This is a genomic window from Mycolicibacterium aubagnense (assembly GCF_010730955.1).
Taxonomy (GTDB): Bacteria; Actinomycetota; Actinomycetes; order Mycobacteriales; family Mycobacteriaceae; genus Mycobacterium; species Mycobacterium aubagnense.
The window spans coordinates 4,671,564-4,698,522 of record NZ_AP022577.1; the positions used below are offsets into that span (position 1 = coordinate 4,671,564).

The 26,959-nt window shown below is 67.6% G+C and carries 27 protein-coding genes and 1 pseudogene; 12 read left to right on the plus strand and 16 right to left on the minus strand.

Going from position 1 to position 26,959, the window contains the following annotated elements:
• Positions 1-69: 69 nt before the first annotated feature.
• From G6N59_RS22420 to G6N59_RS22430, 3 genes are read right to left on the minus strand one after another with little or no spacing between them, the layout of a single operon-like run.
• Positions 70-1,428 carry an FAD-binding oxidoreductase gene (locus tag G6N59_RS22420; RefSeq protein WP_138229042.1) on the minus strand — a complete coding sequence of 453 codons (1,359 nt, stop codon included), beginning with the start codon at positions 1,426-1,428 and terminating at the stop codon, positions 70-72.
• Positions 1,425-1,928, minus strand: a complete 504-nt coding sequence (locus G6N59_RS22425; RefSeq protein WP_138229043.1) for a hypothetical protein — start codon at positions 1,926-1,928, stop codon at positions 1,425-1,427. Before G6N59_RS22425 ends, G6N59_RS22420 begins: the two co-directional genes overlap by 4 nt.
• On the minus strand, positions 1,925-5,344 hold the full coding sequence (locus G6N59_RS22430) for a TM0106 family RecB-like putative nuclease (RefSeq protein WP_138229044.1): 3,420 nt from the start codon (positions 5,342-5,344) through the stop codon (positions 1,925-1,927). The genes G6N59_RS22425 and G6N59_RS22430 overlap by 4 nt, the downstream gene beginning before the upstream one ends.
• A 38-nt stretch (positions 5,345-5,382) precedes the next feature.
• Between G6N59_RS22430 and G6N59_RS22435 the strand changes: the two are divergent.
• Positions 5,383-5,541: pseudogene (locus G6N59_RS22435) on the plus strand (DUF2200 family protein); the annotation flags it as partial.
• A gap of 1 nt (position 5,542) precedes the next feature.
• Here G6N59_RS22435 and G6N59_RS22440 read toward each other — a convergent pair.
• The gene (locus G6N59_RS22440) at positions 5,543-6,082 is read right to left on the minus strand and encodes an LppP/LprE family lipoprotein (protein WP_179970378.1); all 540 of its coding nucleotides are present in this window, start codon (positions 6,080-6,082) and stop codon (positions 5,543-5,545) included.
• Positions 6,083-6,182: 100 nt separating this feature from the next.
• Between G6N59_RS22440 and G6N59_RS22445 the strand changes: the two genes are divergently transcribed.
• Together G6N59_RS22445 and G6N59_RS22450 are read left to right on the plus strand one after the other, a co-directional pair.
• Positions 6,183-8,081, plus strand: a complete 1,899-nt coding sequence (locus tag G6N59_RS22445) for a DEAD/DEAH box helicase (protein ID WP_138229045.1) — start codon at positions 6,183-6,185, stop codon at positions 8,079-8,081.
• Positions 8,078-9,178 carry an acyltransferase family protein gene (locus tag G6N59_RS22450; protein ID WP_138229046.1) on the plus strand — a complete coding sequence of 367 codons (1,101 nt, stop codon included), beginning with the start codon at positions 8,078-8,080 and terminating at the stop codon, positions 9,176-9,178. Before G6N59_RS22445 ends, G6N59_RS22450 begins: the two co-directional genes overlap by 4 nt.
• Here G6N59_RS22450 and G6N59_RS22455 read toward each other — a convergent pair.
• On the minus strand, positions 9,175-9,459 hold the full coding sequence (locus tag G6N59_RS22455) for a hypothetical protein (RefSeq protein WP_179970227.1): 285 nt from the start codon (positions 9,457-9,459) through the stop codon (positions 9,175-9,177). The two genes, G6N59_RS22450 and G6N59_RS22455, sit on opposite strands and share 4 nt — an antisense overlap.
• A 48-nt stretch (positions 9,460-9,507) precedes the next feature.
• Here G6N59_RS22455 and G6N59_RS22460 point away from each other — a divergent pair, with 48 nt between their 5' ends.
• The gene (locus G6N59_RS22460) at positions 9,508-10,233 is read left to right on the plus strand and encodes a siderophore-interacting protein (RefSeq protein WP_138229047.1); all 726 of its coding nucleotides are present in this window, start codon (positions 9,508-9,510) and stop codon (positions 10,231-10,233) included.
• On the opposite strand, the gene G6N59_RS22465 is transcribed toward G6N59_RS22460, so the two are convergent.
• From G6N59_RS22465 to G6N59_RS22475, 3 genes are read right to left on the minus strand one after another with little or no spacing between them, the layout of a single operon-like run.
• On the minus strand, positions 10,218-10,802 hold the full coding sequence (locus tag G6N59_RS22465; RefSeq protein WP_138229048.1) for a TetR/AcrR family transcriptional regulator: 585 nt from the start codon (positions 10,800-10,802) through the stop codon (positions 10,218-10,220). The genes G6N59_RS22460 and G6N59_RS22465 overlap by 16 nt on opposite strands.
• Positions 10,802-12,052, minus strand: a complete 1,251-nt coding sequence (locus tag G6N59_RS22470) for a cytochrome P450 (protein WP_138229049.1) — start codon at positions 12,050-12,052, stop codon at positions 10,802-10,804. Before G6N59_RS22470 ends, G6N59_RS22465 begins: the two co-directional genes overlap by 1 nt.
• A gap of 42 nt (positions 12,053-12,094) precedes the next feature.
• Entirely contained in the window at positions 12,095-13,459 is a 1,365-nt protein-coding gene (locus tag G6N59_RS22475) for an FAD-binding oxidoreductase (RefSeq protein ID WP_138229050.1), read from the minus strand.
• A 101-nt stretch (positions 13,460-13,560) separates the two neighbouring features.
• Between G6N59_RS22475 and G6N59_RS22480 the strand changes: the two genes are divergently transcribed.
• On the plus strand, positions 13,561-13,908 hold the full coding sequence (locus tag G6N59_RS22480) for a hypothetical protein (protein ID WP_138229051.1): 348 nt from the start codon (positions 13,561-13,563) through the stop codon (positions 13,906-13,908).
• Here G6N59_RS22480 and G6N59_RS22485 read toward each other — a convergent pair.
• Positions 13,895-14,533 carry a TetR/AcrR family transcriptional regulator gene (locus G6N59_RS22485; RefSeq protein WP_234884098.1) on the minus strand — a complete coding sequence of 213 codons (639 nt, stop codon included), beginning with the start codon at positions 14,531-14,533 and terminating at the stop codon, positions 13,895-13,897. The genes G6N59_RS22480 and G6N59_RS22485 overlap by 14 nt on opposite strands.
• A gap of 80 nt (positions 14,534-14,613) precedes the next feature.
• Between G6N59_RS22485 and G6N59_RS22490 the strand changes: the two genes are divergently transcribed.
• Genes G6N59_RS22490 through G6N59_RS22500 form a run of 3 tightly spaced genes read left to right on the plus strand, consistent with a single transcriptional unit; the run spans position 14,614 to position 17,476 of the window.
• Complete coding sequence (locus tag G6N59_RS22490; protein WP_138229052.1) at positions 14,614-15,561, plus strand: oxygenase MpaB family protein; 948 nt, start codon at positions 14,614-14,616, stop codon at positions 15,559-15,561.
• A 28-nt stretch (positions 15,562-15,589) separates the two neighbouring features.
• A complete protein-coding gene (locus tag G6N59_RS22495) occupies positions 15,590-16,420 on the plus strand; it encodes a uracil-DNA glycosylase (protein ID WP_138229053.1) in 831 nt (276 codons plus the stop codon).
• A gap of 3 nt (positions 16,421-16,423) precedes the next feature.
• Positions 16,424-17,476 carry an LLM class flavin-dependent oxidoreductase gene (locus G6N59_RS22500; RefSeq protein WP_138229054.1) on the plus strand — a complete coding sequence of 351 codons (1,053 nt, stop codon included), beginning with the start codon at positions 16,424-16,426 and terminating at the stop codon, positions 17,474-17,476.
• Here the strand turns inward: G6N59_RS22500 and G6N59_RS22505 are convergent.
• The 3 genes from G6N59_RS22505 to G6N59_RS22515 are packed head-to-tail and all read right to left on the minus strand — an operon-like array spanning position 17,473 to position 18,853.
• Positions 17,473-17,919: a nitroreductase family deazaflavin-dependent oxidoreductase gene (locus G6N59_RS22505; RefSeq protein ID WP_138229055.1), complete on the minus strand. Its 447-nt coding sequence runs from the start codon at positions 17,917-17,919 to the stop codon at positions 17,473-17,475. The two genes, G6N59_RS22500 and G6N59_RS22505, sit on opposite strands and share 4 nt — an antisense overlap.
• A complete protein-coding gene (locus G6N59_RS22510) occupies positions 17,916-18,362 on the minus strand; it encodes an HIT family protein (RefSeq protein ID WP_138229056.1) in 447 nt (148 codons plus the stop codon). Before G6N59_RS22510 ends, G6N59_RS22505 begins: the two co-directional genes overlap by 4 nt.
• A gap of 23 nt (positions 18,363-18,385) precedes the next feature.
• Positions 18,386-18,853 (minus strand): VOC family protein, encoded by a 468-nt coding sequence (locus G6N59_RS22515; RefSeq protein WP_138229057.1) that lies wholly within the window; start codon positions 18,851-18,853, stop codon positions 18,386-18,388.
• A 27-nt stretch (positions 18,854-18,880) separates the two neighbouring features.
• Here G6N59_RS22515 and G6N59_RS22520 point away from each other — a divergent pair, with 27 nt between their 5' ends.
• Both G6N59_RS22520 and G6N59_RS22525 read left to right on the plus strand, forming a co-directional pair.
• The gene (locus G6N59_RS22520) at positions 18,881-19,711 is read left to right on the plus strand and encodes an AraC family transcriptional regulator (protein WP_138229058.1); all 831 of its coding nucleotides are present in this window, start codon (positions 18,881-18,883) and stop codon (positions 19,709-19,711) included.
• Positions 19,712-19,725: 14 nt separating this feature from the next.
• Positions 19,726-21,102, plus strand: coding sequence for an amidase (locus tag G6N59_RS22525; RefSeq protein WP_138229059.1), 1,377 nt, complete (start codon positions 19,726-19,728; stop codon positions 21,100-21,102).
• Here G6N59_RS22525 and G6N59_RS22530 read toward each other — a convergent pair.
• Positions 21,099-22,061 carry an esterase family protein gene (locus tag G6N59_RS22530; protein ID WP_138229060.1) on the minus strand — a complete coding sequence of 321 codons (963 nt, stop codon included), beginning with the start codon at positions 22,059-22,061 and terminating at the stop codon, positions 21,099-21,101. The genes G6N59_RS22525 and G6N59_RS22530 overlap by 4 nt on opposite strands.
• Before the next feature lie 65 nt (positions 22,062-22,126).
• Positions 22,127-22,615, minus strand: a complete 489-nt coding sequence (locus G6N59_RS22535) for a DNA-deoxyinosine glycosylase (RefSeq protein ID WP_138229061.1) — start codon at positions 22,613-22,615, stop codon at positions 22,127-22,129.
• Positions 22,616-22,658: 43 nt separating this feature from the next.
• Here G6N59_RS22535 and G6N59_RS22540 point away from each other — a divergent pair, with 43 nt between their 5' ends.
• The gene (locus G6N59_RS22540; protein WP_138229062.1) at positions 22,659-23,738 is read left to right on the plus strand and encodes an adenylate/guanylate cyclase domain-containing protein; all 1,080 of its coding nucleotides are present in this window, start codon (positions 22,659-22,661) and stop codon (positions 23,736-23,738) included.
• A gap of 57 nt (positions 23,739-23,795) precedes the next feature.
• Positions 23,796-24,596, plus strand: coding sequence for a glycoside hydrolase family 16 protein (locus G6N59_RS22545; RefSeq protein ID WP_138229063.1), 801 nt, complete (start codon positions 23,796-23,798; stop codon positions 24,594-24,596).
• Here the strand turns inward: G6N59_RS22545 and G6N59_RS22550 are convergent, their stop codons facing one another.
• Together G6N59_RS22550 and G6N59_RS22555 are read right to left on the minus strand one after the other, a co-directional pair.
• On the minus strand, positions 24,597-26,738 hold the full coding sequence (locus G6N59_RS22550) for a heavy metal translocating P-type ATPase (protein ID WP_138229064.1): 2,142 nt from the start codon (positions 26,736-26,738) through the stop codon (positions 24,597-24,599).
• The gene (locus G6N59_RS22555) at positions 26,735-26,938 is read right to left on the minus strand and encodes a cation transporter (RefSeq protein ID WP_138229065.1); all 204 of its coding nucleotides are present in this window, start codon (positions 26,936-26,938) and stop codon (positions 26,735-26,737) included. Before G6N59_RS22555 ends, G6N59_RS22550 begins: the two co-directional genes overlap by 4 nt.
• Between the last annotated feature and the right edge of the window lie 21 nt (positions 26,939-26,959).

The following is a 26,959-nucleotide window of genomic DNA, read 5'->3' on the forward strand; positions in this document are numbered from 1 at the left end:
GCTGCCCTGCGCGGACAGCACGAAACCGTGCGGCTTCCGGTCCTGGCCCCACGCTTCGCCGGGATGGGATCAGCGGAACAACACCGCCGAATTCAGGTAGCCAGTCGGGTCGAAGGCGGCCTTCACGGTGCGCATGGCGGTGATGTCGGCATCGGTGCGCGACATGGTCAGGTAGTCCCGCTTGCGGGTACCGACGCCGTGTTCGGAGCTGACGTTTCCTCCGCAGTCGGCGATCAGTGTCATCATCGCGGTGTAGAGGGCTCGTTCGGTTTCGTCAGATACGTTGCAGCGCAACAGGTTCAGGTGCAAGTTGCCCTCGCCGATGTGGCCGAACAGTACCGGGATGGCATCGGGTGCATGCGCGGCGGTGATGGCGACGGCCCGCGCGATGAACTCGGCAACGCTCGAAAGCGGCAGCGACACATCGAATTTCAGTGGCGGCCCGTACCAGCCCAAGACCTCTCCGATGGCTTCCCGGACCTGCCATAGCCGCTGCTGTGCGCTGACGTCGACGCCCACCGCGGGTTCGCCGGTCAGTGCGGCGTCGCCCAACACCGAGGCCAGCATGTCGGATTGGTCCGTGTCGCCGGCCATTTCGACCAGCAGCTGCCAGGAGCCGTCGACGACGGCACGGACGCCGAGGTGCTCCGCGGTCAGGGCGCTGGCGCGCGCGTCGATCAGTTCCAGCGCCGCGATACCGTCGGTATCCCGGAGTCGGCGTCCGGTCGCGATCAGGGCGTCGAGGTCGTCGAAGCCCGCCAGGGCCGTCACCCGGTGCGGCGGCAGCGGGTGCAGCCGCAGGTCCACGCCGGTGATCACCCCGAGCGTGCCCTCCGCGCCGACGAACAGTGAGGTCAGGTCGTAACCGGTGTTGTCGCTGCGGACCTGACTGTGCCGGCGCACCAGCGAGCCGTCGGGCAACGCCACGTCGAGCCCCAGAATCTGCTCACGCATATTGCCGTAGCGCACGGTGCGCAGCCCGCCGGCATTCGTCGACGCCATACCGCCGACAGTCGCCGAATCACGGGAGGCGAGGTCGACGCCGAACACCAGACCCGCGGCGGCAGCGGCGTGCTGAACCGCGGCGCAGGTCGCGCCGGCCCCGGCCCGGACCCGGCGTTCCTCGGTGTCGACAACTTCGACCGTCGACAACCGTTCCGTGGACAGCAGGATGTCGTCATGCTCGGGGACGGTCCCGGCGACGAGCGACGTCCGCCCGCCCTGGACCGTGACGTAGGCGCCCGCGGCCCGGCACGCGCGCAGTACCGCCGCGACTTCGGCGTCGCTGCCAGGACGGACCAAAGCCTGAGCGCGGCCGCGGTAGCGTCCGGTGTGGTCGACGACGCGGCCGGCGACTACGTCGGCGTCGGTGGTGACGTATGCCGCGCCGACGACCGCGGTGAGCCGTTCGATCAGGGGATCGGTCATCGCTGCTGCCGAGCGATCTGAGTCCGCGCGTAGTCGACCGCGGGCGGTGGTACGAGAGCGCTCGGAATACCGACGCGGCCGGTCTTGGTGTGGAATGCCACCAACTCGGCGCCTGGCCGGACCGCGGTGACCGAGGGCCAGCCGAGCGTGACGGTGCCGCCCGGGGTCGCCAGCATGAACCCGTAATCGTTGAATCCGGAGGCCCATTGAGCGCCGGGAAACATGGTGTGCCCCAACGCCCGATAGACGCGGTACCAGGTTATGGCCGCGATGACGGCGAAGAACATCGGCAGCACGACGATCGCGACGCCGATGGCAGTCGGCACGGATCCGGCACCGGCCGCCGCGAACCCGATGGCGACCACGAGTATCAGCCACAGCTGCCACCGGGTCAGGGCTTGCCGAGTGGAGAGCCACGTGAAGTGCCGGCGGTCGGACGGGCCGGCCGTCCAGACGTGATGAACGGGCGGCGTCTGCGGGCCCGGCGGCGGCATGGTCATGCGGTCACCGACAGGAACGCGCCGAGCTCGATCATCCCGTCCGGGGTCGACGGGAGGTAGTCGGTCAACAACGCCGAACGCACCACGTAGGCGGCGTACTTGGCGCGGCTGATCGCCACGTTGAGCCGGTTGCGGTTCAGCAGGAAACCCATGCCGCGGGGGACCTCGGCGATGGATGACGCCGTCATCGACACGAACACCACGGGCGCCTGTCGCCCCTGGAACTTGTCGACGGTGCCCACCTGGACCTCGCCGTACCCGGCCGCGTCCATCCGCTCGCGTAGCAGCACCACCTGCGCGTTGTACGGGGCCACGATCAGAACATCTTCGGGGCCAAGGGTTTTCGTGCCGTCCTCGTCGGACCACTGCCGGCCGACCAGATCGCCGATGGCCGCGATGATCGCCTCGGCTTCCTCGGGGCTGTCGGTCGCGTTGCCGTCGTGGTCGACCGTCATCAGGTGCACGCCGGGTTCGATACCGGCCAATCTCCGCGCGCCGCTGACACTTTCGGCGGCCAGCAGGCGGTTGTCGTACGACAGTGCCGATACCGGGGCGCACACGGCCGGGTGCATCCGGTACGAGACCTCCAGGAAGTAGCCGCGTTCGGCGGGCAGCGTGTGGCGCCCCTCGACCAGCCAGCTCAGGGCCGACTCGTCCACCGGCTCCGGGTGGGTGCCCTGGCTGACCTGCGGCAGCTGCTGCGGATCACCGAGCAACAGCAGATTGTGCGCTGCCGACGCGACGGCGATGGTGTTGGCCAGGCTGAACTGGCCGGCCTCCTCGATGACGAGCAGATCGAGGCAGCCCGCCGGGACGCGCCCGTCGTTGGCGAAATCCCACGCGGTGCCGCCGATCACGCAGCCAGTGCTGTCCTCGACGAAGCGTGCGTACTGGTTGTCCGGGACGTCGGTGAACGGGGCATCGTCGGGCGCGCGCTTCTTGCCGACCACTCGGCCGTCGACCCCGGCCTTGACCACGCTGCTGAGCACGTTCTCCACGACAGCGTGTGACTGCGCCACCACACCGATGCGCCAGTGGTCGTGGTTGACCAGCTCGGCGATGACCTTCGAGGCGGTGAAGGTCTTTCCGGTTCCCGGCGGGCCGTGCACAGCGAGGTACGAGGAATCCAGATCCCGAAGGGCGGCAACGATATCCCGCGCAGTGTCACCGGTACGGGGGAGCGGCCCCTTGGATCCGGTGCGTGGGGCGCAGCGCAACAGGATGTCCAACGCCGCATTGGGCGGAAGTGACGGCAACGCTGCGGCCACCGCGCCTGCGGTCGTCTCGATCGCGGTCCGCAGTGGTTTGGTGTTCGGCGGCGGGCCGGGCGTCAGGGCGAACGGCAGCTGTTCGAACTCGTCGCCGTCCTTGCCGGTGCGGTGCATGATCAGCACCTCGGTGCCGTCCTCGTTGCAGTCCAACACCTTGGCGGCGCCGGCGGCCCGGACGTCCGGATCGTCGGAGAGCCCGGTCGGAGAAGGTGGTTCATAGAGGGCGAAGACCTCGGCGCCGGGCGAGATCGAGCCGGCGGCGATCTCGCCGCGCAACAGCACCTGGCGCTGTGGCTTTCGGGCCTTGGGCGGTGTGTTCCAATCGACGGCGATGTGCGGGGTGGTCGTGGCCACGAAAACGTCTGCGCTGTCGGCCCATTCGTCGACCGGATTGTTGATGCGGTCGAAATGCTCCCACCAGAACGGCTTTTCCTCGCGTTGGTGGTACCCGCGGGCTGCGGCGATCATGGCCACGGCCTGCTGCTCGGTGGCGCGCGCCGTGGTGCCGTCGCCTGCGTACTTGGTCAGGGCACGCTGCGTCGCGTCGTCGGCCGGCGCCGCGGTCTCGGGTTGTGCGGGCCCGCCGCTGACCGGTCCGCGGGGCGCGATGCCCTCGGCCCACGCCACCCCGAGCAGCCACTCGCGCAGCCGCAGCGTGGAGCGGCAGTCGTAGTGGTTGTAGTCCTCGATCTCCTTGAGGACCGTCGCCGCTTCCTCGTGCTCCCCGGCGGCCTGCAGCTCGGTGTAGCGCGCGTACTGCGTGATCGAGTCGGTGGCTTTGGTGACCTCGCCGACGCGCAGCTCGCCGCCCATGTACAGGGGCTCCAGGTACTTGATGCTGTAGCTCTCGGTACCGACGCGAATGCTCTTGCGTACCAACGGCAGAAGGTCCACCAGCACGCCGTTGCGGAGCAGCTCGTCCACCTCGGCCTCGCCGACGCCGTAGCGCCCGGACAACCGCAGCAGCGTGCTCTTCTCGTAGGCCGCGTAGTGGTAGATGTGCATGTTCGGGTACCGCTTGCGCTGCTTGCGCACCAACGCCAGGAAGTCGATGAGCGCCTGCCGTTCACTGGCCCGGTCGTGCGCCCACAGCGGATGGAACTCGCCGGTCGCGGTCAGGGTGCCCCACAGGTATTCCAGACCCCAGTCCCTGCCGTTCTCGGTCCACAGGGGGTCACCTTCGTAGTCGAAGAACAGGTCGCCACGGTCGGGCTCGGGCAGGCCGGTCAAGGGCTGCGCGTCGATCACCTCGAACTGGGGCTTGCCCGCGATGGGGGGAGCGACCTGCAGGCGCGCCTGCCCGACGAGATTCGCCACGATGCGTGACGAGAGTCCGGGCACCGTGCCGGCGTGTTCGGCCAACTCGTGCATGGTGGTGATCCCGGCGTCGAGCAGCCGGGCCCGCTGGCTCACCCGCATGCCGGCCACCAGCAGCAGATCGTCCCGCTCGCGGACTTCGACTTCGCAGTCATCGCATTGGTGACAGGCCCGCAGGTGCGGGGTCTCCCAGGACACCGGCGCCCCGCCGGCCCGGTGCTCGTCGAGCAGCCGCTGCAGCGCGGCCCGCCGCGGCAGGTAGACCGGAAGCAGTTCGGCCACCGGATAACTGGCGACGGTGCCGTCCCCGAGCACCAGGTCGACCTCCGGTGCGACCGGCACGCCTGCCTGCTCCAGCGCATCGGCGTAGGCCGCCAGCTGCAGGAGTGCTTCGACCTTCACCGAGCGGGCGAGCTTTGTGTCCCGAAGTCGATAACGCCCGTCATCCAGGATCAGGAAGTCGGCGAAACCCAGGAAGCGGCCGTCGAACATCGCCGCCTGATAGATCACCGGTGCCCGGCGGTCGACGGCTGCCCGGGTGGCCTCGGCCGCCGCGAGCAGCCCGGCCACCGTGTACGGCCGCGGGCGACCGATCATCGTGACGTTGTCCCCGGACGCGTCCCGCAGCTGCTCCAGGTGCCGTTGCTCATGGGCGTCGCCGAGTTCGGCGGTGCGGGCCAGCAGGTCGTCGTCTACGGCGGCTTTCGGTCCCCAGCCCAGCATCCCGTCGAACCGGCGCAGCAGCGCGTACTCGCACCGCGCCGCGGCCGCGAGATCGGACGCGCTGTAGATGACCGGCGCGGTCTGATCCGTCGGACTGAGGAACACGTCGTCACCATATGGCAGCCCGGTGACAAACCGCCGCCGCGACGCTGAACCCGAACGCCGCACTCATCACGGGGTTGGTGTGCGGCGTCCGCGTCGAGAACATCGAGGACCCACTGATGCGGAAAATCCGCTACCTGGACAAGCTGGTCGACGAGCTGGCCAAGGGCAAGGCCATGGAGAATGTGCTGCGCGCGTGACCTAGCGCGTATTGCCGATCAACTCGACGCCGTTGCCGTTCCAGTGGAATCGCACGAGGCTCTTGAGCCCGGTCGCCGGGTTGGTGTAGCTCAGGGCGACGGTGTCGCCGGTGGTTGCGGCCAGGTCGATGCCGTTGAACCCGTATGTGTCGGGCACACCGGTCGGGATGAATTGGCCCAGGTGGAACATCACGGCCCGGGTGTTCGGCTGCTCGGCGTTGGTGTTCGCCTTCACAATCACCACCGACAGTGGCGCGCACTGGTTGTAGTTGCCGGCCAGTGGCTCCGGGCTCCAGCCCTGCTTGCTGCGGGGATCGGCCGGCAGCGTGGACACCGCTTTGGCGATATCAGGAGCGGTGAGACTGACGGCGCAGGGGTCCGCCGGTGCCGCGCTGGTCGTCGGACCTGCGACGACGGTCGGCGCGGCAGATTTCTTGACTGCGGCCGGCGCCGTCGGATCAGGAGTCTTGGAGGCCGTCGAGTCGCCCGACCCACATGCGGACAGGCTTGCCGCCGCGAGTGCGGCCACCGCGATCGTCATCAGTTTCGGTTCGGCGCAGCGCACCCGGCCACCCTATAAGGAGTCCCCGTCGGCCATGCTGGGCGTACCTGGGCCGATCACCCACTAGACTTCTCGCATAATGACGACGTCTTTGCCCGAGGCCGACCCGGATTCGGGCGGCCAGAACACCACCACTGAACCCGCTTCTGACACCTCCGCCGAAACCGGCGCCGAGGTCACCTTCGCCGACCTGAACATCCGTCCGGAGGTGCTGCGGGCGCTGACCGACGTCGGCTACGAGTCTCCGTCGCCCATCCAGGCGGCCACCATCCCCGCGATTCTGAACGGGTCCGACGTCGTCGGCCTCGCCCAGACCGGTACCGGCAAGACCGCCGCCTTCGCGGTTCCCGTGCTGTCCAAGATCGACCCCACCAGCCGCAACACCCAGTGTCTGGTGCTGGCGCCGACTCGCGAGCTGGCGCTGCAGGTGGCCGAGGCGTTCGGCAAGTACGGCGCGCACCTGAACATCAACGTGCTGCCCATCTACGGCGGCTCGTCGTATACGCCGCAGTTGGCCGGTCTGAAGCGCGGTGCGCAGGTGGTGGTCGGTACCCCGGGCCGCGTGATCGACCACCTGTCGAAGGGCAGCCTGGACCTCTCGCACCTGGATTACCTGGTGCTCGACGAGGCTGACGAGATGCTGCAGATGGGCTTCGCCGAGGACGTCGAGCGCATCCTGGCCGACACCCCGGAGTACAAGCAGGTCGCACTCTTCTCGGCGACCATGCCGCCGGCCATCAAGAAGATCACCGCCCGGTATCTGCACGACCCGGTCGAAGTGACCATCAAGGCCAAGGCGCAGACCGCCGAGAACATCACGCAGCGGTACATCCAGGTGGCCGGACCCCGCAAGATGGACGCCATCACCCGGCTGCTCGAGGTCGAGCCGTTCGAGGCGATGATCGTCTTCGTCCGCACCAAGCAGGCCACCGAGGAAGTTGCCGAAAAGCTCAGGGCCCGTGGCTTTTCCGCGGCCGCCATCAACGGCGACATTGCCCAGGCGGTTCGTGAGCGCACCATCAACGCGCTCAAGGACGGCTCGATCGACATCCTGATCGCCACCGATGTCGCGGCCCGTGGCCTGGACGTCGAACGTATCTCGCACGTGCTGAACTACGACATCCCGCACGACCCCGAGTCCTACGTGCACCGCATCGGGCGTACCGGCCGCGCGGGTCGGTCGGGCACCGCGCTGCTGTTCGTCACGCCGCGCGAACGGCACCTGCTCAACTCGATCGAGCGCGTCACGCGGAAGAAACTCATCGAGTCCCAGCTGCCTTCGGTCGACGACGTCAATGCGCAGCGGGTCGCCAAGTTCCGCGACTCGATCACCGATGCCCTCAATGCACCGGGCATCGAGTTGTTCCGCCGGCTGATCGAGGACTACGAACGCGACAACAATGTGCCGATGGGCGACGTCGCGGCGGCATTGGCAGCGCTGACTCAGGGCGGCGAAGAGTTCCTGATGAAGGAGCCGCCGCCGGAGAAGCGGCGCGAGCGTCCGGATCGGGACGACCGTGGTGACCGTGGGGACCGCGAACGTAAGCCCCGGTCGACCCGCGACGACCTGGCCACCTACCGCATTGCGGTGGGCAAGCGGCACAAGGTGATGCCGGGTGCCATCGTCGGCGCCATCGCCAACGAGGGTGGCCTCAATCGCAGCGATTTCGGGCACATCAGCATCCGCGTCGACCACTCGCTGGTCGAGCTGCCCGCCAAGTTGAGCAAGGACACGCTCAAAAAGCTTGAGAGCACCCGCATTTCGGGCCAGTTGATCCACCTGGAGCTGGACAAGGGTGGGCATTCCGGCGGTTACCAGGATCGTGGCGGACGCCCTGACCGTGGCTCGGACCGGGGTTCGTACTCCGACCGCGGCGGCCGCCAGGACCGTGGGCCACGTCAGGGTGGCGGACGTGACGACGATCGCCGTGGCGGCAAGCACGAAAGCCGAGGCGAGGGCAAGCGCAAGTACAAGTGACCCGGGTTGATTCACTCACCGGGGTCCGTGCTCTCGCCGCTTTGCTGGTGGTGCTGACCCACGCGGCATTCACGACGGGTAAGTACACGCAAGACTACGTCGGGTTGATGTACTCGCGCGCCGAGATCGGCGTGCCGATCTTCTTCGTGCTGTCGGGCTTCCTGCTGTTCACCCCGTGGGTGAAGGCGTTGGCTCGTACCGATGCCGAAAAGCCTTACGAGGCACCGTCAGTGCGGCGTTACGCCCGGCACCGGGTCCGACGGATCATGCCCGCCTACGTGGTCACGGTGTTGGCGGCCTACGCGTTGTATCACTTCCGGACGGCCGGACCGAATCCCGGCCACACCTGGCTGGGGCTGATCCGCAACCTCACGCTCACCCAGATCTACACCGACAACTACCTGTTCTCCTGGCTGCATCAGGGCCTCACCCAGATGTGGAGCCTGGCGGTGGAAGCCGCGTTCTACGTTGCCCTTCCGGTGCTGGCCTACCTGCTGATGGTGGTGCTGTGCCGGCGGCAATGGCGGCCGGGGGTGTTGCTCGGGGCGCTCGGGACCCTGGCCGCATCGAGCTTCGGGTGGCTGACCCTGGTGCACACCACGCATTTCCTGCCCGACGGCGCCCGGCTGTGGTTGCCCACCTACTTGATCTGGTTCGTCGGCGGCATGCTGCTGTCCGTGTTGTCCGCGATGGGTGTGCGTGCCTACGGATTCCTGTGCATCCCACTGGCATTGGTCTGCTACCTCATCGCGTCGACGCCCATCGCCGGGGCTCCGACCACCTCGCCCGCGACGCTGCCGCAAAGCCTGTGGAAGGCGGTGCTCTACGCGGCCATCGCCACATTGCTCGTCGCACCGCTGGGTCTGGGGAACCGCGGTTGGTACGCGTCACTGCTGGGCAGCCGGCCGGTGGTCTTCCTCGGTGAGATCTCCTACGAGATCTTCCTGGTGCACCTGGTCATCATGGAACTGGTCATGGTCGAAGTGATGCACCAGCACATCTGGACGGGGTCGACTTTGGCGTTGTTCACCCTGACAATGCTGTTCACCGTTCCGGCGGCGTGGCTACTGCACCGATTCACGCGAGTCCGAAACTAGCAGTCGCAACAGTCCCCGCAGTCGCAGCAGCAGTCGCAATCCCCGCAATCACAACAACAGTCGCACGTCCAGCAGCCGTCGAACCAGCCCGCCTTCCGCTCGGCCTTCTCGTCGGGATTCTCTTCGTCGAGTTCTTCGCCGGTGCCACCCTCCAACGGCACGTCACCGAACGACGCGAGCGGCGCGCCGGCGTCGGGCGGCACATCCGTCGCGTCGAACCCCGCACGGCTGAAGGTCCGGGTCACCGCCCGCCGTAATTCGCGCGTCAGCAGCCGGTGCACAAACCGCAGAGAAACCAACCAGGATATAAATTAGGTTATGCTGCCCTAATGAACGAGTCGAAACCGTCGCGTGGAATCCAGGGGGCGCTGGTCAAACTCTGGCGAGGCGGCGACTTCGAGCTGACCGTCACCGGCCGCACCCAGATCACCCCGAACTACCTGCGGCTGCACTTCACCACCGGAAACCTGTTGGCCGAACGGCCGGTACACCCGACCATGTGGGTCCGCGGTTGGTTCCCCGACGGAGACAGGGCGCACCAGCGTGGCTACACGCTGGTCAACCCCGATCCGGTTGCCGCCACCACCGACATCGACTTTGCGCTCCATGACGGTCTGGCCACCCGCTGGGCCCAGGATGCCAAGCCCGGCGACACCCTCGAGGTGACGCTGCTCGGCAGCAGCTTCGAGCTGCCCGAGCCTGCGCCGGCCGGCTACGTCCTGGTCGGCGACACCGCATCGCTGCCGGCCATCAACTCGCTGCTGCAGGCCATCGGCGAGGCGCCCATCCAGGTGTACCTGGAGGCCGGACACGACGACGACCGCGATCTTCAGGTGGGTACCGGGGCGCCGGGACTGACCGTGACCTGGGTCGATCGCAAGAACAACGGCGAGGCGCTGGTCGATACTGTGCGGGCCTCGGCGTTCGACGGCTCGGGTCATTTCGGTTGGGTGGCATGCGACAACCGGACCACCCGGTCGGTGGTCAAGGTGCTGCGTGAGGACTACCAGATTCCGAAGAAGGCCATCAAAGCCCGGGCCTACTGGGAGGCTTGATCTCTCGGGGCGAGCTGGGCCACGACGAATTCGTCGAGCATCGCGCGCTCGTCGTCTTCGTCGGCGCCGGGGAACATCAACAGCGACACCATCATCCGCACCAGCCAGTTGGCCCGGCGGTGCGCGGCCGCCGTCTCGAGGTCCGGCCACAACTCTGACAGGAACGCTGCCACCAGGCCGGTGATGACGTCCGACTGCGCGGCCACCTCACCGCCGATGGGCCGCTGGGTGGCGACGAACCACGATGACAGGGCGGGACTTTCCCGCACGCTGCGCAGCGCGATCGCCACACCGTCGAGCAGCCGGGTGCGGGGGTCGCTGATATCTGCGATCTGCTCGCCGACGTGGGCGAACACCCGAAACGCCTCTCGGTGCACATAGGCCAGGTGCAACACGTCACGGTTCTCGTAGTACCGGTAGAGCGTAGCGCGGGAACAGCCTGCCGCCCTGGCGATTTCGAGCATTCCGACGGTCGCGGCATCCTGTTCGGCGAACAGGCGGTCGGCGGCGTCCAGGATGGCCTCCGCTGCGACCTCGGTGCGTCGGCCGGCCAGCCAGTCATTTGCCATCAGCAGATGGTAAACGGCACCGATAACGGACGTCGCACATAGCTGCCGCCGGCCCACTCGATGTTGTCCTCATCGACGGTGAATTCCGGTATCCGCGAGAGCAGTTCGGTCAGCGCGACGCGAGACTGCATCCGCGCGGCCGCCGCGCCCAGGCAGTGGTGTGCGCCGTGACTGAACGTCAGGATATTGCGTGGTGCGCGCGTCACATCCAATTCGCCTGCGCCCGGGCCGTATTGGCGCTCGTCGCGGTTGCCCGAGCCGTAGAGCAGCAACGTCTTGCGACCGGCCGGAATGGTGGTGTCGCCGATGGTCACGTCGCGTGTGGCAGTGCGCGCGAGGCCCTGGACCGGCGAGGTGAGCCGGAGCAGTTCGTCGATGGATTCGGTGACGAGGTCGGGGTTTTCGACGAGCAGGCGGCGCTGGTCGGGTTGCCGGTGCAGGAGCTGCACGGAGCCGCCCAGCATTCCGGTGGTGGTGTCGTTGCCGCCGGTGACCATCGTGAAGGTGAACGCGAGGATCGACAGCAGATCAACGGTGTCGGCAGCCCCTTCTTCTTGCCCGGCGGCGACCAGGTGTGACACCGTGTCATCTTCGGGCTCCTTGCGACGGCGCTCGATCAGCGCGGTGAAGTACCCCATCATGTCGCCGAGCGCGCTGCCCAGCGTCTCGAGCGCACCACCCAGGCCACCCTCGGCGGTGTTGGCCGCGACGATGGCCTCGGTCCAGCCGTCGAACTGATCGCGGTCGGCCTCGGGCACGCCCAGGTAATGCGCGACGACCATCGACGGCAGCGGCTTGAACAGCTCGGCCACGATGTCTCCACCACCGGCGGCCTTGAGCTTCTCCAGCCGTTGCACGACGAATTCGCGGACCTTGGGCTCGACGGCCTCGACCTGGCGCGGGGTGAAGCCGCGCGACACCAGCTTGCGGAATTCGGTGTGCACGGGCGGGTCCGTCATCACCATCGGCGGGTTGTCCTGCAGTCCAATGAGTTCGAGCTCGCCGTAGTTGACGGTCAGGCCCTGCGCCGAGGAGAACGTCTCGTGGTCGCGGGCGGCGGTCCAGATGTCGGCGTGCCGGGACAGCACGTAGTAGTCGGCGCCGGGATGGTCGGCGGGCACCACGTGGTGCACGGGATCGTAGTCGCGCAATGACCGGTACATCGGCCAGGGATCGACCCACCCGGCGGAATCGGCAAGCTGGAACGCCACGGGGGAGTCGGATGTCTCGTGAGACAAAATCGCCGTCATGTCTTATATGTACGGCGGTTGACCGGACGTGTCAATGCCGAATCAGATGCCCGCGCCCGGATTCAGGATGTTGTCGGGGTCCAGTGCCGCCTTGATCCGGCGGTTCAGTTCCATGACTTCGGGACCGAGTTGACCGGCCAGCCAGGGCCGCTTGAGCCGGCCGACGCCGTGTTCGCCGGTGATGGTGCCGCCCAGCGACACGGCGAGGTCCATGATCTCGCCGAACGCGATGTTGGCCCGTCGGGTGTTATCGGCGTCGTTCGGGTCGTGAACGATCAGCGGGTGGGTGTTGCCGTCCCCGGCGTGCGCGATCACCGAGATCAGCAGGTCGTGCTTCCGGGCGATGGCACCCACGCCGTCGACCAGGTCCGCCAGCGCGGGCAACGGCACCCCGACGTCCTCCAGGAGCAGTGGGCCCTTGGCTTCCACGGCCGGGATGGCGAACCGCCGGGCGGCCACGAAGGCTTCGCCCTCGTCCGGGTCGTCGGTCGAAAACACCTCTGTCGCACCGGCTTCGGTGAACACGCGGGCCATGAACGCGGTGTCCTCGACGCCCGCGGCGCCGCGATCGTCAGATGCCGCCACCAGCATCGCCTTGGCGGTGCGGTCCAGTCCCATCTTGAGTTTGTCCTCGACCGCGTTGATCGCGACGTCGTCCATGAACTCCAGCATCGACGGGCGAATCCGGCCGGTGACGGTCACGACGGCATCGGCTGCCGCCCGCACCGAGTCGAAGCTCGCCACGACAGTGCACCCGCGGTGCTGTGGCGGCAGCAGGCGCAGCGTCGCCTCGGTGACGACGCCGAGTGTGCCTTCGCTGCCGACGAACAGTTTGGTGAGGCTCAGTCCCGCAACGTCCTTCAGCCGCGGCCCGCCGAGCCGTACCGCGGTGCCGTCGGCCAGGACCACCTGCAGGCCGAGAATGTAGTCGGTCGTGACGCCGTATTTCACACAGCACAGGCCGCCGGCGTTGGTGGCCACATTGCCGCCGATGCTGCAGATTTCGAACGACGACGGATCGGGTGGGTACCAGAGTCCTTGGGCCGCAACGGCTTTCTTCACCTCGGCGTTGAGCAGGCCGGGCTGCACCACGGCGGTGCGGGTGGCCGTGTCGACGACGATGTCGCGCATCCGTTCGGTGGTCAGCACGATGCCGCCGTCGACGGCCGTCGCGCCGCCGGACAGGCTGGTGCCGGCGCCGCGCGGCACCACCGCAATTTTGTGAGCACTGGCCCACCGCAGGATCGTCTGTACCTCTTCGGTGCTCCGCGGCCGCACCACGGCGATGGGCGTGCCGGCGTCCGGATCCAGCGCGCGGTCCTGTCGGTAGGACGCGACGATGTCCGGATCGGTGACGACGGCGTCGGCGGGCAGGTCGGCGATGAGGCTCGGCAGCGCGGTGTGCACTCGGCAAGTCTAGGAGCGGCGCGCCGACCAGCGACGGCGTGCGCCATGTGCCATGTGCATTAATCCCGTGTAACGACCGTGTTACCGGTACGCTCGATAGCGTGTACAGCAAGGCCCTGTTGGCCGAGATGGAGGCGCTGCGCGACAGCCGTCGCGGGGCGCATGTGTCTGCGACTGCGATCGAACTTCATGTGCGCGCCGTGAGTCGCAGTGTGCGCACGCGTCGCCCGGCTTTCGTGGCCGATGCGGCCCTCGACGCCATCGCGCCCGGCTCGGTGACAACCATTGCGGCGCTGGAGCTTTGGATGGCCGGCCTCTGGCAGCGGGCCCCCGGGGGCTATCTGATCGACGACCGCGAACTCATCGCCCATTTGTCCGCCGGGCCGGTTCGGCGCTGGGCGCGTCGGGTGTGGCTGAATCTCAACAGCGAGTCGGTCATCCCGTTCTGACCGCGCCGGCAGTCGTGCGGACTGCGCGCAGTGAAGCAAACAACAGGTTGTTCAGCATGTCGATGAGGTGTTCGCGGTCGATGGTGATCGCCCCGACGAGGACGGCGGTCAGCGTCTCGGCCACTCCGCCGATGACAAACTGTGCGGCCAACCGCACATCCAGCGGCTGTGGGTTGGTCTCGGAACCGCTCAGCCCGGCGACGATGCCGGCGAACCGCTGAGCCTCGGCGAGGCGGCGCGGTCCGAGGGCCGTTGAGGAAACCGCCTCGATCAGGACGATGCGGCCCTTGCGTTGATCTGTCAGCGCGACGTCGGCGAGCGCGCTGAGCGCCGCGCGTGCCCGCGCCCGGGGGCTGCCTTCGGTGTCGGCGATCGCGGCGAGCCCACGCTCTTCGACCTCGGCCATGATGCTGTCGAACACCGCCAGGTGCAGGTCCTCGATGGTCGGAAACGACTCGGCGAAGTACCGCGCAGCGAGCCCGGCCCGCTCGGCGACGCCGCGCAAGGTTGTCGCGGCGATGCCCTTGGTACCCATGAGGTCCAGGCCGGCGGCGACGAACCGCCGCCGCCGCTCGGCGATGCGGTCGGCTCCGCTCAGTCCGCCGTAGTGCCTTGCCTCACTCACGTCACCAATCTTGACACACGCGTTGACAGATGGTTGCCTGATCTCATCTATCAACGCTTGATGACAGATTGGATGTGCGCATGACCATGACTGCCTCGCCGGTTGAGGCCGGCGTTGCGCCGTGGCAGCCCGGCCGGCCTCACGCTGCGCTCGCCGCCGATGTCAGATGGTGGGTCGGCTCGCCGCTGAGTCTCGGTCTCTTCGGGCGCCTGGCGCTCGATCAGGTGGCGTACCGGCCTGTCGCCGCGGCCGTGGACCACTCCGGCCGGTTTCAGGAGAACTTCACCGATCGCGGCATCAGGTCGCTGGCCTACACCATGTTGATGCTCTTCGGCGACGAATCCGACCGGCGCCTCGACACCGAGGGGCTGAAGCGTCTGCACTCCGCGGTGAAAGGCACCGGCAACGGCGAGTTCGCCGACACGAGGTTCAGCGCGCTCGACCCTGACCTCTGGAAGTGGGTCGCGGTGAGCGGGCTGAATGCCCTGTACCGCGGCTATCTGGCGATATGCGGCCGTGATCTCGACTCCGAGGAGCGCGAAGTCGTGTACCAGACCGTGCGATGGATGGCGAGCTATCTCGAGTTGCCCAGCGCTCGGGCCAAGCTGCCGGAAACGCTTGCCGACATGCTGGCGTACTACGACCGGGTCGCCGAGGAGTCCTTGGCGGACAACGGATTCCTGCAGTACGCCGATGACAGCTTCGACACCCTGCCGGTCCCCGCGCTGCTCCCGAAGCTGCTGAGGTCGATCATGTCGCCGTTGTGGTCCGCGGTGACCCCCGTGGTGTTGCGGGTGCCCAAGGTGTTGGGGCGGCGCCATGCTCACCCGAAGATGCAAGAGCTGCTCGCCATTCGGTCGACACCCTTGAACCGTATTGAATATGCGCTGTACCTGAGGGCGTCGCAGCTGGTCTGGCGGTACCTGCCGCGAGCGCTCGTTCTTGATCCGCTGGCGTACAACCGGTACCGCTACGAACGGCTGCGGTCGGCCTACCACAGCGTCCAATTGGACAGCTTCGCCGCATAGTCGCGCGGCCCAGGCGCAGAATCTGGGAGTGCTGCCGCATCCCCGAACCGGAGTGTTGTTCCCCTCCCCGGTGCCGGCCGGTTCGGGTTGGCCCGGGGACCCGGCCGACGCCGACACGCCCGTCGCCCGCACCGCGGCGCAGGTCCGGGCCAGTGCCCGCCGCTGCATCGAGGTGGCCGAGCTCGACGCCCAGGTATCCGTGTGCCGCGGGTGTCCGCGCCTGGTCACCTGGCGTGAGGACGTCGCGACGCGGACGGTGGCCACGCGCAAGGCGTACGCCGGCGAGCCGTACTGGGGCCGGCCGGCGCCGGGTCTCGGGGTGGACCGGCCGCGGATCTGGGTACTGGGACTGGCGCCGGCCGCGCACGGCGCCAACCGCACCGGTCGGGTGTTCACCGGTGACAGGTCGGGCGACTTCCTCTTCGCGGCCCTGCACCGCGCCGGCCTGGCCAGCAGTGCCGAGAGCATCGATGCCGCAGATGGGTTGACCCTCAACGATATTCGCGTGGTCGCCGCGGTCCGATGCGCGCCGCCCGACAACGCCCCGACGCCGGCCGAACGTGATACGTGCGAGCCGTGGCTGCGCGCGGAGTGGCGGCTGACGGCCCAGGACGTCCGGGTTGTCGTCGCGCTCGGCGCCTTCGCCTGGAAGGCCGCGCTGGCGCTGACCGGCGCGGGACGACCCGTTCCGAAGTTCGGCCACGGCGCGCTGGCCGCGCTTCCCGACGGGCGTCGTCTGCTGGGCTGCTACCACCCCAGCCAGCAGAACACGTTCACCGGCAGGCTCACCCCGGCCATGCTCGATGACGTGTTCACCGTGGCCAAGGGAATCGCGTCAGGCGAGAAAGAGTTGGATTAGAGCGTGCAGTTGTCCGTCCTTGATCTCGTCCCGGTCCGTAGCGACCAGTCCACCGTCGATGCCTTCGCCGCCACCGTGCGCCTCGCCAAGGTCGCCGACGAGCTTGGCTATACCCGCTACTGGGTGGCAGAACACCACAACATGCCCGCGGTCGCCGCCACCAGCCCGCCGGTGGTGCTGGGCTACCTGGCTGCGCAGACCTCACGGATCCGGCTCGGCTCGGGCGGCGTGATGCTGCCCAACCATGCCCCGCTGGCGGTCGCCGAGCAGTTCGCACTGTTGGAGGCAGCCGCGCCGGGCCGCATCGACTTGGGCGTCGGGCGGGCACCGGGGACCGACCCCGTCACCTCGATCGCGCTGCGCGGCCCGGCCGGACGCAGCGATGAGGACATCCACCGCTTTCCCGAGTACCTCGACGACGTCGTCGCGCTCATGAGCCCCGGCGGCGTCAAGGTCTCTCTCGAGGGGCGAAACCTGTTGGACCAGAATTACATTCTGAAGGCCACCCCGTCGGCTGTGAGTCCGCCGAAACTGTGGCTGCTCGGCTCGTCGATGTATTCGGCACACCTCGCCGCCGCCAAGGGATTGCCGTACGTGTTCGCCCACCACTTCTCCGGGCAGGGCACCGAGGAAGCGCTGACCACCTATCGCGAGGAGTTCCGGCCCAGCGAATTCGCCGACAAGCCAACGACATTCATGACGGTCAATGCGTGCGTGGCGGAGACGCGGCGGGAGGCCGAGGAGCTGATCCGGCCGAACCTGCAGATGATGGCTTGGCTGCGGACCGGTGAACCGCTGCGCGCGCTGGACCTGGTCGAGGACTCCGAGCGAAACGAGCTCACCGCACCCCAGCAGGCCATCGTGGCCGCCGGGATGGAGCGGGCCATCGTCGGCGCACCTGCCGAGGCCGCGCAGCAAATCCGGGACCTGGCATCGTATTTCGGTGTCGACGAGGTGATGGTCAGCCCCGTCGCCTCCGCTCGCCGGGGCTGCGATCCAGCCACCGCCCCGGCCCGGGAGACGACGCTACGGCTCCTGGCCGAGCAGCTGCTCTAACGCGGTGTCAGTGCGACCACCGGGATGGGCCGGGTCGTGCGCTTCTGATAGCCCGCGTACCGGTTGGCGTTGTTCTTGTTCACGACCTGCCACATCCGCGGGTAGTCCGGGTCGTCCCTGCCGACCACACGGGCGGTGACCGGGAATCGCTTTGGGCCGACGTTGATTTCGATCTCGGGCTTGGCCTTCAAATTGAAGTACCAGCCGGGTGCCGTCGGCTCGCCGCCCTTGGATGCGACCACCAGATAGGCGTCGCCGTCCTTCGCGTAGGTCAGCGACGTGGTGCGCGCCAGGCCGGTCTTGGCGCCGACGGTATGCAGCAGCAGGCTGGGCGGGACACCGGGAATCTGATGTCCGATGCGGCCTTCCGTCTTCTGGTAGATGCGGTCGTGCAGCTTCAGCAACGGGAGGCCGAGATATTTCTCCCACAGGGGCATACTCATGTGCTCAAGTCTGCCTGCGGATCAGAGAGCCGCGCCACCGCCTCCAGTAGGATCTTTCCACTGGTTTCTCGGTCCGGATCGCGGCGTAACAGCATGCCCTTGGCGAACGCCAGCTTGTCGCCGGTCTTGCGCGGGACGACGTGCAGATGGATGTGAAATACCGTCTGAAACGCGGCTTTGCCGTCATTGATCGCGATGTTGTTGCCGTCGGCATGCAGGCCGGACTCCCGCGACGCCTGCGCGATGCGCTGGCCGAGCTTGGCCATACCGGCCACCACGTCCGGCGGGGTGTCGACCAGGTTCTCGTAGTGCCGTTTCGGGACCACGAGGGTATGGCCACGGGAGAACGGGCGGATGTCGAGGAACGCCACATAGTCGTCGTCCTCGTAGACGCGCACGGCGGGCGCCGTCCCGGCGATGATGTCGCAGAACACACAGGCCATCAGTCCACGGTAGGCCAGGCAGGTCAGACGTTGGTGGCCGCCCACTCCGACAACCGGCGGTCGCGCTCGGCGGCGTCGACCTCTTCGACCCGCGTCATCACGGCCCAGCGCTGACCGAACGGATCGACGATCGATGCGAACCGGTCACCGGTGACGAAAGTCTGTGCGGCTTCCCGGATTGTCGCTCCGGCGCGCTCGGCCCGGTCGACCACCGCGTCGACGTCGGGGCAGTACAGCACCACAGAATGCGTCACCGGGCCGCTGCGTGGCGGCGCGATCAGCTCGTAGTCGGGATTGGGATCGGACAGTTGCAGCCGGCCGGTACCGAAGTCCAGTTCGGCGTGTGCCACGGTGCCGTCACTCCCGTCCATCTTCTCGATCAGCTGAGCACCGAACACCTCGACGTAGAAGTCGATGGCGGCTGCGGCCCCGTCGATCACCAGGAATGGAGTGAGGCTGGTGTAGCCCTGGGGAATTGGTTGCACACTCACGGCACCCAGTTTCGTAGGGTCGGTGGTGTGGCGGCTTGGAAAAACCCGACAACAGCTCCGCGGCTGGGTGTGGTCGGCCGTGCGAACACGGGCTCGGTGTTCGACCTGCATCAGTGGCAGCCGTCCGCCGCGGCAGCCGTCTGGGTCGAGTATCTCTGGTCGGTCATGTGGGACTTACGCGACGCAGAGCCGTTCGACAGCACCGTCATCACGTTTCCCGCGGTGCACCTGACCCACGAGTGGGGCACCGATGTTGTTCGGCACGGTCACCCGCTGCCGGCGACGCTCGTGCACGGTGTGGTCGAGCGGGTGTTCGTCACCACGCTGTCGTCGTCGGGCTCGGTGGTGGGAGCGCGCTTTCGGCCCGGTGGTTTCGCGGCCCGGTTCGGCCGGGACGCCGGCGCGCTGACGGGCCGCGTCCTACCTGCTGACGACGAATTGTTTGGCACACCAGTCTCTTTTGCCGACGACATCGAACAGGCGGCCGCTGTTCTCGACGACGTGATCGGCGACCACACCGACGCGGACACCACCTACCGCGACCTGCTGACGCTGCTCGACCGGGTCGGCAACGATCCACAGCTGCACCGCGTCGAACAGGTGATGGCGCTGTCTCCCTGGAGCGAGCGCACCACCCAGCGACTGTTCCGCCGCTACGTCGGCGTGCCGGTGAAATGGGTGCTGTGCCGCTACCGCCTGCAGCATGCGGCGCTGCAGATCGAGACGGTCCCCGATCTCGACTTCGCCGATCTGGCAGTGCGTTTGGGCTGGTACGACCAGGCGCATTTCATCAACGATTTCCGCTCCATGCTCGGCTGCACGCCGGGCGAGTACGCCACAAAACATCGCCGGCGATAGGTAGTCTGCGCCGCATGGACCCTCGTGAACTGGCGTTCGCCGGCGCCGCCCAGCAGGCCCGGCTGCTCGCAACCGGCGCGGTGAGCGCGCCCGAACTCGTGGAACTGTATCTGGACCGGATTCGGCGTATCGATCCCGAATTGCGTTGTTACCGTGTTGTTCTGGCCGAGAGCGCCCGGGCGGAGGCCCGCGCCGCACAGGCCCGGCTGGACGCGGGGGAGCGGCTACCGCTGCTCGGTGTGCCGATCGCCGTCAAGGACGACACCGATGTGGTGGGCGAACTGACCACCTACGGCAGCAGTGCCCACGGATCGGCCGCCGCCGCGGATGCCGAGGTGATCCGCCGCCTGCGCGCCGCCGGCGCGGTGATCCTGGGCAAGACCTCGGTGCCCGAGATGATGATCTGGCCCTTCACCGAGACGCTGACCTATGGTGCGACGCGGAATCCCTGGAACCCGGGTTATGCACCGGGCGGCAGCAGCGGCGGCAGTGGCGCGGCGGTCGCCGCCGGTCTGGCTGCCATGGCGCTGGGTTCCGATGGCATGGGCTCGATCCGGATTCCGGCCACGTGGTGCGGGTTGTTCGGCATCAAACCGCAGCGTGACCGGATTCCCACGAGCCCACACGACGATTCGTGGTGCGGTCTGGTGGCGTACGGGCCACTGGCCCGCACCGTGGCAGACGCGGCGGTGTTCCTGGACGCCACCACCGACGGAGGTTTCAGCGAGGCCGCCCGACGAGCGCCCGGACGGCTGCGGATTGCGTTGAGCACCAAGGTGCCTCCGTTGGTGACCGCGCGGGTGGGAGCGACGCAACGCGCCGCGGTGCAGCAGGCGGGGGCACTGCTCAAGGAACTGGGCCACGATGTCGTCGAGCGGGACCCCGACTATCCGGTGTCAGCGGTGTACGGGCACGCCCTGCCCCGGTACTTCCGCGGGGTCTACGACGACGTGTCTGCGTTGCCGCACCCGGACCGGTTGGACCGCCGGACCCGCGCCTTCGCCAGGATCGGTGGGCTGATCTCCCAGCGACGCATCGATGCGATTCGCGCCGCCGAACCTGCGCTGACCGCACGGGTGCAGTCGGTGTTCGACACCGTCGACGTGGTGATCACCCCGGGGGCGGCGTCCGGACCGTCTCGGATCGGGAAATACCAGCGCCGCGGCGCCGTCTCCACCTTGGCGTCAGTCGCGGCGCGGGTGCCGTTCCAGGCCATGTTCAACGTCACCGGCCAACCGGCAGCGGTCGTGCCCTGGGGGCTGGACGACACCGGCATCCCGACCTCGATTCAGTTGGTGGGCAGGCCCTTTGACGAGGCGACCTTGCTGTCTCTGAGCGCACAGCTCGAAGCAGCCCGGCCCTGGGCTGATCGGCGGCCATCCATCGGCTAGCGCGCGCCGAGCGTGGCCTGGATGTCCGGCTTCATCTGCAGGAGTTGCTGACCCCAGTAGGCCCAGGTGTGGGTGCCGGTCGGTGGGAAATTGAAGGTGGCGTTGTGCCCGCCGGCGGCGACGTACGCGGCCTGGAACTTGGTGTTGGACGCCAGCGTGAAGTTCTCCAGGAACTGTTGCGGCGCACCACTGGTGGCACCTGCCAAGTCGTCGGGTGTGCCCGTGCCGCAATACACCCACAGCCGGGCGCCGGAGGCGACGATCTTGCCGACGTTGACCGTCGGATCGTTGCGGGCCCATGCCGGGTCACTCGGCGGACCCCACATCGCGCCGGGATTGAAGCCACCGGCATCGTTCATCGCCAGCCCGACCAGCGGTGGCCAGAAGGGGTCGGACAGGTTGAGGAATCCCGACAGCGAGCCGGCGTACCGGAATATGTTCGAGTGGTCGGCGGCATAGATCAGTGCGGTCGAGCCGCTCATCGAAAGCCCGACGACCGCATTACCGCCGGTTGAGATGTGCTTGTTGGCCGCCAACCAGGCCGGCAATTCGCTGGTCAGGAAGGTTTCCCACTTATAAGTCTGAGTGGTGCCGTTGCCGACGGCCGGCTGGTACCAGTCTGTATAGAAGCTCGACATGCCGCCGACCGGCATGACCACCGACAGGCCCGATCCGTTGTACCACTCGAAGGCCGGGGTGTTGATGTCCCAGCCGTTGGTGTCATCCTGGGCGCGCAGACCGTCCAACAGGTACAGGGCGTGCGGACCGCCACCCTGGAATTCGACTTTGACGTTGCGGCCCATGGCCGCGGACGGCACGTTCAGGTATTCGATGGGGAGTCCCGGTCGGGAGAATGCGCCGGCCGGCGTCGCAGAAATGACACCGGCGACAGTCAGTGCGGCCAGGGCCGCACCCAGAAACTTCGTAACTCCCGGCAGGTTCGTAGTGATGCGTGACATGGGTAAACCCCCTGGGTCCGGATGCGGATGCACACGGCATACCCCGATCGGAGCAGGTGAAACGCTCAGCCGACTACTCGCCATGCGGCGAGTTTTTCGGTGAACGACATGGTCAATGCTCCGCTGCTCGACGGGAGCCGAGCGGCGGGCAGCGCGATGTCGGCTTGCTGAAACAGCGTGTACGCGGTGAGTCCGTTGACGAATCCCCGCTCGATCGTCGGATGCTCAGTCAGGAATGCGTTGAAATCGTTGAGCACCAACGTCTTCCGATCGATGTTCGCATCCATGCTGCCGGCCCGTCGGCAGCTGCACACGACGTCCCACAGCGCCACCCCGGCTCTGGTGACAGCAGCGATGCGCTCGGGATAGGGCAGCTCCGCGTCGAATCCGAACAGCGCGCCGAGCAGCCGCCAGAACTGGTTGCGGGTGTTGGCGTAGTACTCGCCGGTGTCCAACGACTTCTCGCTGGGAAACGAACCGAGGATCAGCACCCGTGGATTGGCGCCGACAATCGCCGGCAGTCCCGTGCGAAGCGGCATCTGTGGCTCGGTCATGTGCGCCATTCTGCGTGTCTACCAGTCACGCTAAGTTGGCCGGGTGAGCGAACAAGCTGCCGAGCCTGCCGACCGCGCAGAGCTGACCGACTGGTTGCTGGCCGAGGGGTTTACCGAAGACCAGATCAACGAGTCGTTCGCACCGGTGTTGCTGCCCGCCCGGCGAGCGTTGGGTGATGACGGCACCCGGCTGTCGGCGCGGCAGATCAGCGCGCAGCGGGGCATGGATCTCGATCGCCTGCAACGAATTCTGCACGCTGCGGGCCGGCCCCGCTCCGAGGATCCTGATGCCGCGCTCTACCTGCCGGTCGACGGCGAGTTGATCGGATACGGGCAGCAGTGCATTCGGCTGGGCCTGCCCGAGGATGAGGTGGTGGCAGTGGTCCAGGTCATGGCTGACGGACTGGCCCGCACCGTCGAGGTCATGCGTGTTGCCGCGCTGTCCGCCATCGTGCAACCGGGAACCAGCGAACTGGACAGCGCCAAGGCGACTACGGCGCTCGTCAGTCGGGTCGCACCGCTGCTCGGCCCGATGATCCAGGACATGCTGCGCACTCAGCTGTTGCACGCGATGTCGGAGGAAGAGGTCAGCGCCAGCGAGCGGATTGCCGGCCGGCCACTGCCCGGAGCCGGGCAGGTATCCGTCGCGTTCGCCGATCTGGTGGGGTTCACCACCCTCGGTGAGCAGCTGCCGCCGGAAGATTTGGAGCGCCTGTCGCAGCGCCTGGCGGACTTGGCGCGCGATCTCGCCGAACCGCCGGTGCGATTCGTCAAGACCATCGGGGACGCCGTCATGCTGGTCAGCTCGGAGCCGGTGCCGCTGCTGAACATTCTGCTGCAATTGGTGGCGGCAGCTGACGACGACGAGACGCTGCCGCGGCTCAAAGCCGGAATGGCGACGGGGCCGGCAGTGAGCCGGGCGGGGGACTGGTTCGGCAGTCCCGTCAATCAGGCCAGCCGCGTGACGGGCGTGGCCCGGCCCGGCGCCGTCCTGCTGGCTGAATCAGCCCGCGAGGCGGTCGGTGAGGCGCCGGGTTTCGCCTGGTCATTCGCCGGTGCGCGGCGGCTGAAAGGTATCCGTGACGAGGTGAAATTGTTCCGGGCTCGGCGCGTCCAGGGCTAGTCGCGGCGCCGGCGCCCGATTTGCACCGGGCCGCGGACCCGGCTTACATGGGTAGACATGCCAGACATTGATCGTCGCAGCATGATGTCGATGGCGGGGCTGGGCCTGTTGGCCGCCACGCTCCCGATCGCCGAGGCCCGGGCCGATACGCCCGGAAAGCTGATCTTCGAGGACAACTTCGACGGACCGGCCGGATCGTCGCCCGATACCTCGAAATGGGAGATCGCGACGGCCCGCGAATCGATGAAGGACCCGACGTACTGGGAGCTCCCCGAGCACGTCGGCCAGTACCGCAACGACCGCAAGAACCTTTTCCTGGATGGCAAGTCGAACCTGGTGATCCGTGCCGCGAAGGACGGAAACACGTTCTACGGCGGCAAGATTTTCGGCACCTTCCGCGCCGGCATCGGCCATACCTTCGAGGCTCGGATCAAGCTCAACTGTCTGACGCCGGGCTGCTGGCCGGCCTGGTATCTGGCCAACAGCGACCCGGTCGTCGGCGGCGAGGTCGACATCATGGAGTGGTACGGCAACGGGCACTGGGCCCCTGGTACCACTGTGCACGCCAACCTCAATGGCGGCGAACATGTTTCGCAGACCATCGCGCCGGACAGCAATTGGCACACGTGGCGTTGCCAGTGGGACGACGCCGGTATCCGGTTCTGGCTCGACTACACCGACGGCGCCCAGCCGTACTTCAACGTGCCGGCCAAGTCGTTGCCCAACTGGCACTTCAACGATCCTGGCTACACCCTGTTCCCGATCATCGACCTCGCGGTCGCAGGTTCTGGTGGTGGCGATCCTGGCGCCGGCACCTACCCGGCGGACATGTTGATCGACTGGGTGCGGATCTGGTAGCTACCGGCTGGGCTTGAAGCTGCGCAGTCGCAGGCTGTTGCTCACGACGAACAGCGAGCTGAAAGCCATTGCCGCGCTGGCGATCATCGGGTTGAGCAGGCCCATGGCCGCCAGCGGGATCGCCGCGACGTTGTAGGCAAACGCCCAGAACAGGTTGCCCTTGATGGTCTTGAGCGTCGCTCGGGAAAGCCGGATGGCGTCGCCTGCCGCGCGAAGATCGCCGCTGACCAGGGTCAGGTCGGAGGCCTCGATCGCCACATCGGTGCCGGTACCCATTGCCAGTCCCAAATCGGCTTGGACAAGGGCGGCAGCATCATTCACGCCGTCACCGACCATCGCCACGACCCGGCCCTGGTCCTGCAGCCGCTTGATCTCGTCGACCTTGTCGGCGGGCAGCACCTCGGCGATCACTGTATCGATGCCGACTTCGGCGGCCACCGCACCGGCCGCGCGGGCGTTGTCGCCGGACAGCAGGACGGGAGTCAGACCCAGTTTCTTGAGATCGGCAATGGCTTCGGCAGCAGTGTCTTTCACTGTGTCCGAGACCACGATGACGCCCGCGATGGCGCCGTCGACCGCTACCCACACCGGGGTGCGGCCCTCGGATTCGGCGGTGCGTGCGGCGGACTGCAACTCCGGCGGGGCCTCCGTGGCCAGCCAACCGTACCGCCCGACGGCGACGTTGTGACCGTCCACCACGCCGGTGACGCCGCGACCGTCGTGGTTGACGAAGTCCGTGACCGGCGGCAATGTGCCATCCTGGGCCGCGCGGGTTGCGATGGCCTGGGCGATGGGGTGCTCCGAAGCGTGCTCCAGCGCACCTGCGAGTCGTAATACGTTGTCGGACTGGGCATGTACCGCGGCCACCGTCATCTTTCCGGTGGTCACCGTGCCGGTCTTGTCCAGCACGACGGTGTCGACCTTGCGGGTCGATTCGAGCACCTGCGGACCCTTGATCAAGATGCCCAGCTGTGCGCCGCGACCAGTGCCGACAAGCAGCGCCGTCGGCGTGGCCAGCCCAAGTGCGCAGGGGCACGCGATGATCAGCACCGACACGGCAGCGGTCAGTGCGGCGCTGACCGGACCTTCCCCCGTCGCCGTGCTCGCCCCGAACCCGCCGGCGACCAGCCAGCCGATCAGCGTCAGCAGCGCCAGCCCGATGACCACCGGCACGAACACCGCAGACACCCGATCGGCGAGCCGTTGCACTTCGGCCTTGCCGCTCTGCGCATCGGCCACCAAGCGCGCCATCTGCGCCAGCTGGGTGTCCGCGCCGACGCGCGTGGCCCGAACCTCGAGGCGCCCACCGGCGTTCACCGTCGCTCCGGCGAGCTGGTCGCCGGGGCCGACCTCGACCGGGACCGATTCGCCGGTCAGCATCGACGCGTCGACCGCGGATGTCCCGCTGATCACGACGCCATCGGTGGCGACCTTCTCGCCAGGGCGGACCACGAACGTGTCGCCGACCGTCAATTGCTCGACGGGTAACCGGGTTTCGCGGCCGTCCCGGAGTACCGCCACGTCCTTGGCGCCGAGATCGAGCAGCGCGCGCAGCGCCGCGCCGGATTGCCGCTTGGCGCGGGTTTCGAAGAATTTGCCGGCCAGGATCAGCGTCGTGACGGTGGCGGCTACCTCCAGGTAGAGGTGCTCGCCGCCTGTGGTCAGCATCCATACCGACCAGAGGTACGAGGTGAGGACGCCGAGCGACACCAGGGTGTCCATGGTGGCCGCGCCGTGCCGCAGGTTGGTCCACGCGGCGTGGTGCAGCGGCCAGGCACCCCAGAACACCACCGGGGTGGTGAGCGCCAACGCCCACAACGGCCAGTGCGGGAAGTGCAGGGCCGGGATCATCGACAGGGCGAGCACCGGGATGGTCAGGGCCAGGGAAACCAACAGCCGCGGCAGGTACGCCGTTTCGGTTGGCGTATCGGCCTTGTCGATGCTCGCGGTGTAGCCGGTGGCCTCCACGGCCACTACGAGGTCGTCGGTGGTCACGCTGTCCGGGTAAGTGATGGCCGCCTGTTCGGTCGCGAAGTTCACGGTGGCGTGAACTCCGTCAATCCGGTTGAGCCGCTTCTCGATTCGGGCAGCACATGACGAACACGTCATACCGCCCACGGACAGCGTGACCGACGTGGTCATGCTGGTTGGACGACGTCGTATCCGGCGTCTTCGATCGCGGCGGCAACGGCGGCCGGGTCGGGCTCACCATCGACGCGTACGGTTCCGGCCGCCAGATCGACCTCGACGCCGGTCACGCCGGCCAGCGGCTCGACAGCGGAGGTGATGGACGCGACGCAGTGTCCGCACGACATTCCCTGAACTTCAAGTACCTGACTCATGCCCCGAGTATATACCCATAG

What these genes read in the sequence shown, in the direction of transcription:
- G6N59_RS22530 (WP_138229060.1), bottom strand. Translation starts at nt 22,061, where the DNA reads ATGTCACGCATCACTACGAACCTGCCGGGAGTTACGAAGTTTCTGGGT.
- G6N59_RS22445 (WP_138229045.1), top strand. Translation starts at nt 6,183, where the DNA reads ATGACGACGTCTTTGCCCGAGGCCGACCCGGATTCGGGCGGCCAGAAC.
- G6N59_RS22490 (WP_138229052.1), top strand. Translation starts at nt 14,614, where the DNA reads ATGACCATGACTGCCTCGCCGGTTGAGGCCGGCGTTGCGCCGTGGCAG.
- G6N59_RS22550 (WP_138229064.1), bottom strand. Translation starts at nt 26,738, where the DNA reads ATGACCACGTCGGTCACGCTGTCCGTGGGCGGTATGACGTGTTCGTCA.
- G6N59_RS22420 (WP_138229042.1), bottom strand. Translation starts at nt 1,428, where the DNA reads ATGACCGATCCCCTGATCGAACGGCTCACCGCGGTCGTCGGCGCGGCA.
- G6N59_RS22535 (WP_138229061.1), bottom strand. Translation starts at nt 22,615, where the DNA reads ATGACCGAGCCACAGATGCCGCTTCGCACGGGACTGCCGGCGATTGTC.
- G6N59_RS22545 (WP_138229063.1), top strand. Translation starts at nt 23,796, where the DNA reads ATGCCAGACATTGATCGTCGCAGCATGATGTCGATGGCGGGGCTGGGC.
- G6N59_RS22470 (WP_138229049.1), bottom strand. Translation starts at nt 12,052, where the DNA reads ATGACGGCGATTTTGTCTCACGAGACATCCGACTCCCCCGTGGCGTTC.
- G6N59_RS22505 (WP_138229055.1), bottom strand. Translation starts at nt 17,919, where the DNA reads ATGAGTATGCCCCTGTGGGAGAAATATCTCGGCCTCCCGTTGCTGAAG.
- G6N59_RS22555 (WP_138229065.1), bottom strand. Translation starts at nt 26,938, where the DNA reads ATGAGTCAGGTACTTGAAGTTCAGGGAATGTCGTGCGGACACTGCGTC.
- G6N59_RS22440 (WP_179970378.1), bottom strand. Translation starts at nt 6,082, where the DNA reads ATGACGATCGCGGTGGCCGCACTCGCGGCGGCAAGCCTGTCCGCATGT.
- G6N59_RS22425 (WP_138229043.1), bottom strand. Translation starts at nt 1,928, where the DNA reads ATGACCATGCCGCCGCCGGGCCCGCAGACGCCGCCCGTTCATCACGTC.
- G6N59_RS22460 (WP_138229047.1), top strand. Translation starts at nt 9,508, where the DNA reads ATGAACGAGTCGAAACCGTCGCGTGGAATCCAGGGGGCGCTGGTCAAA.
- G6N59_RS22525 (WP_138229059.1), top strand. Translation starts at nt 19,726, where the DNA reads ATGGACCCTCGTGAACTGGCGTTCGCCGGCGCCGCCCAGCAGGCCCGG.
- G6N59_RS22465 (WP_138229048.1), bottom strand. Translation starts at nt 10,802, where the DNA reads ATGGCAAATGACTGGCTGGCCGGCCGACGCACCGAGGTCGCAGCGGAG.
- G6N59_RS22510 (WP_138229056.1), bottom strand. Translation starts at nt 18,362, where the DNA reads ATGGCCTGTGTGTTCTGCGACATCATCGCCGGGACGGCGCCCGCCGTG.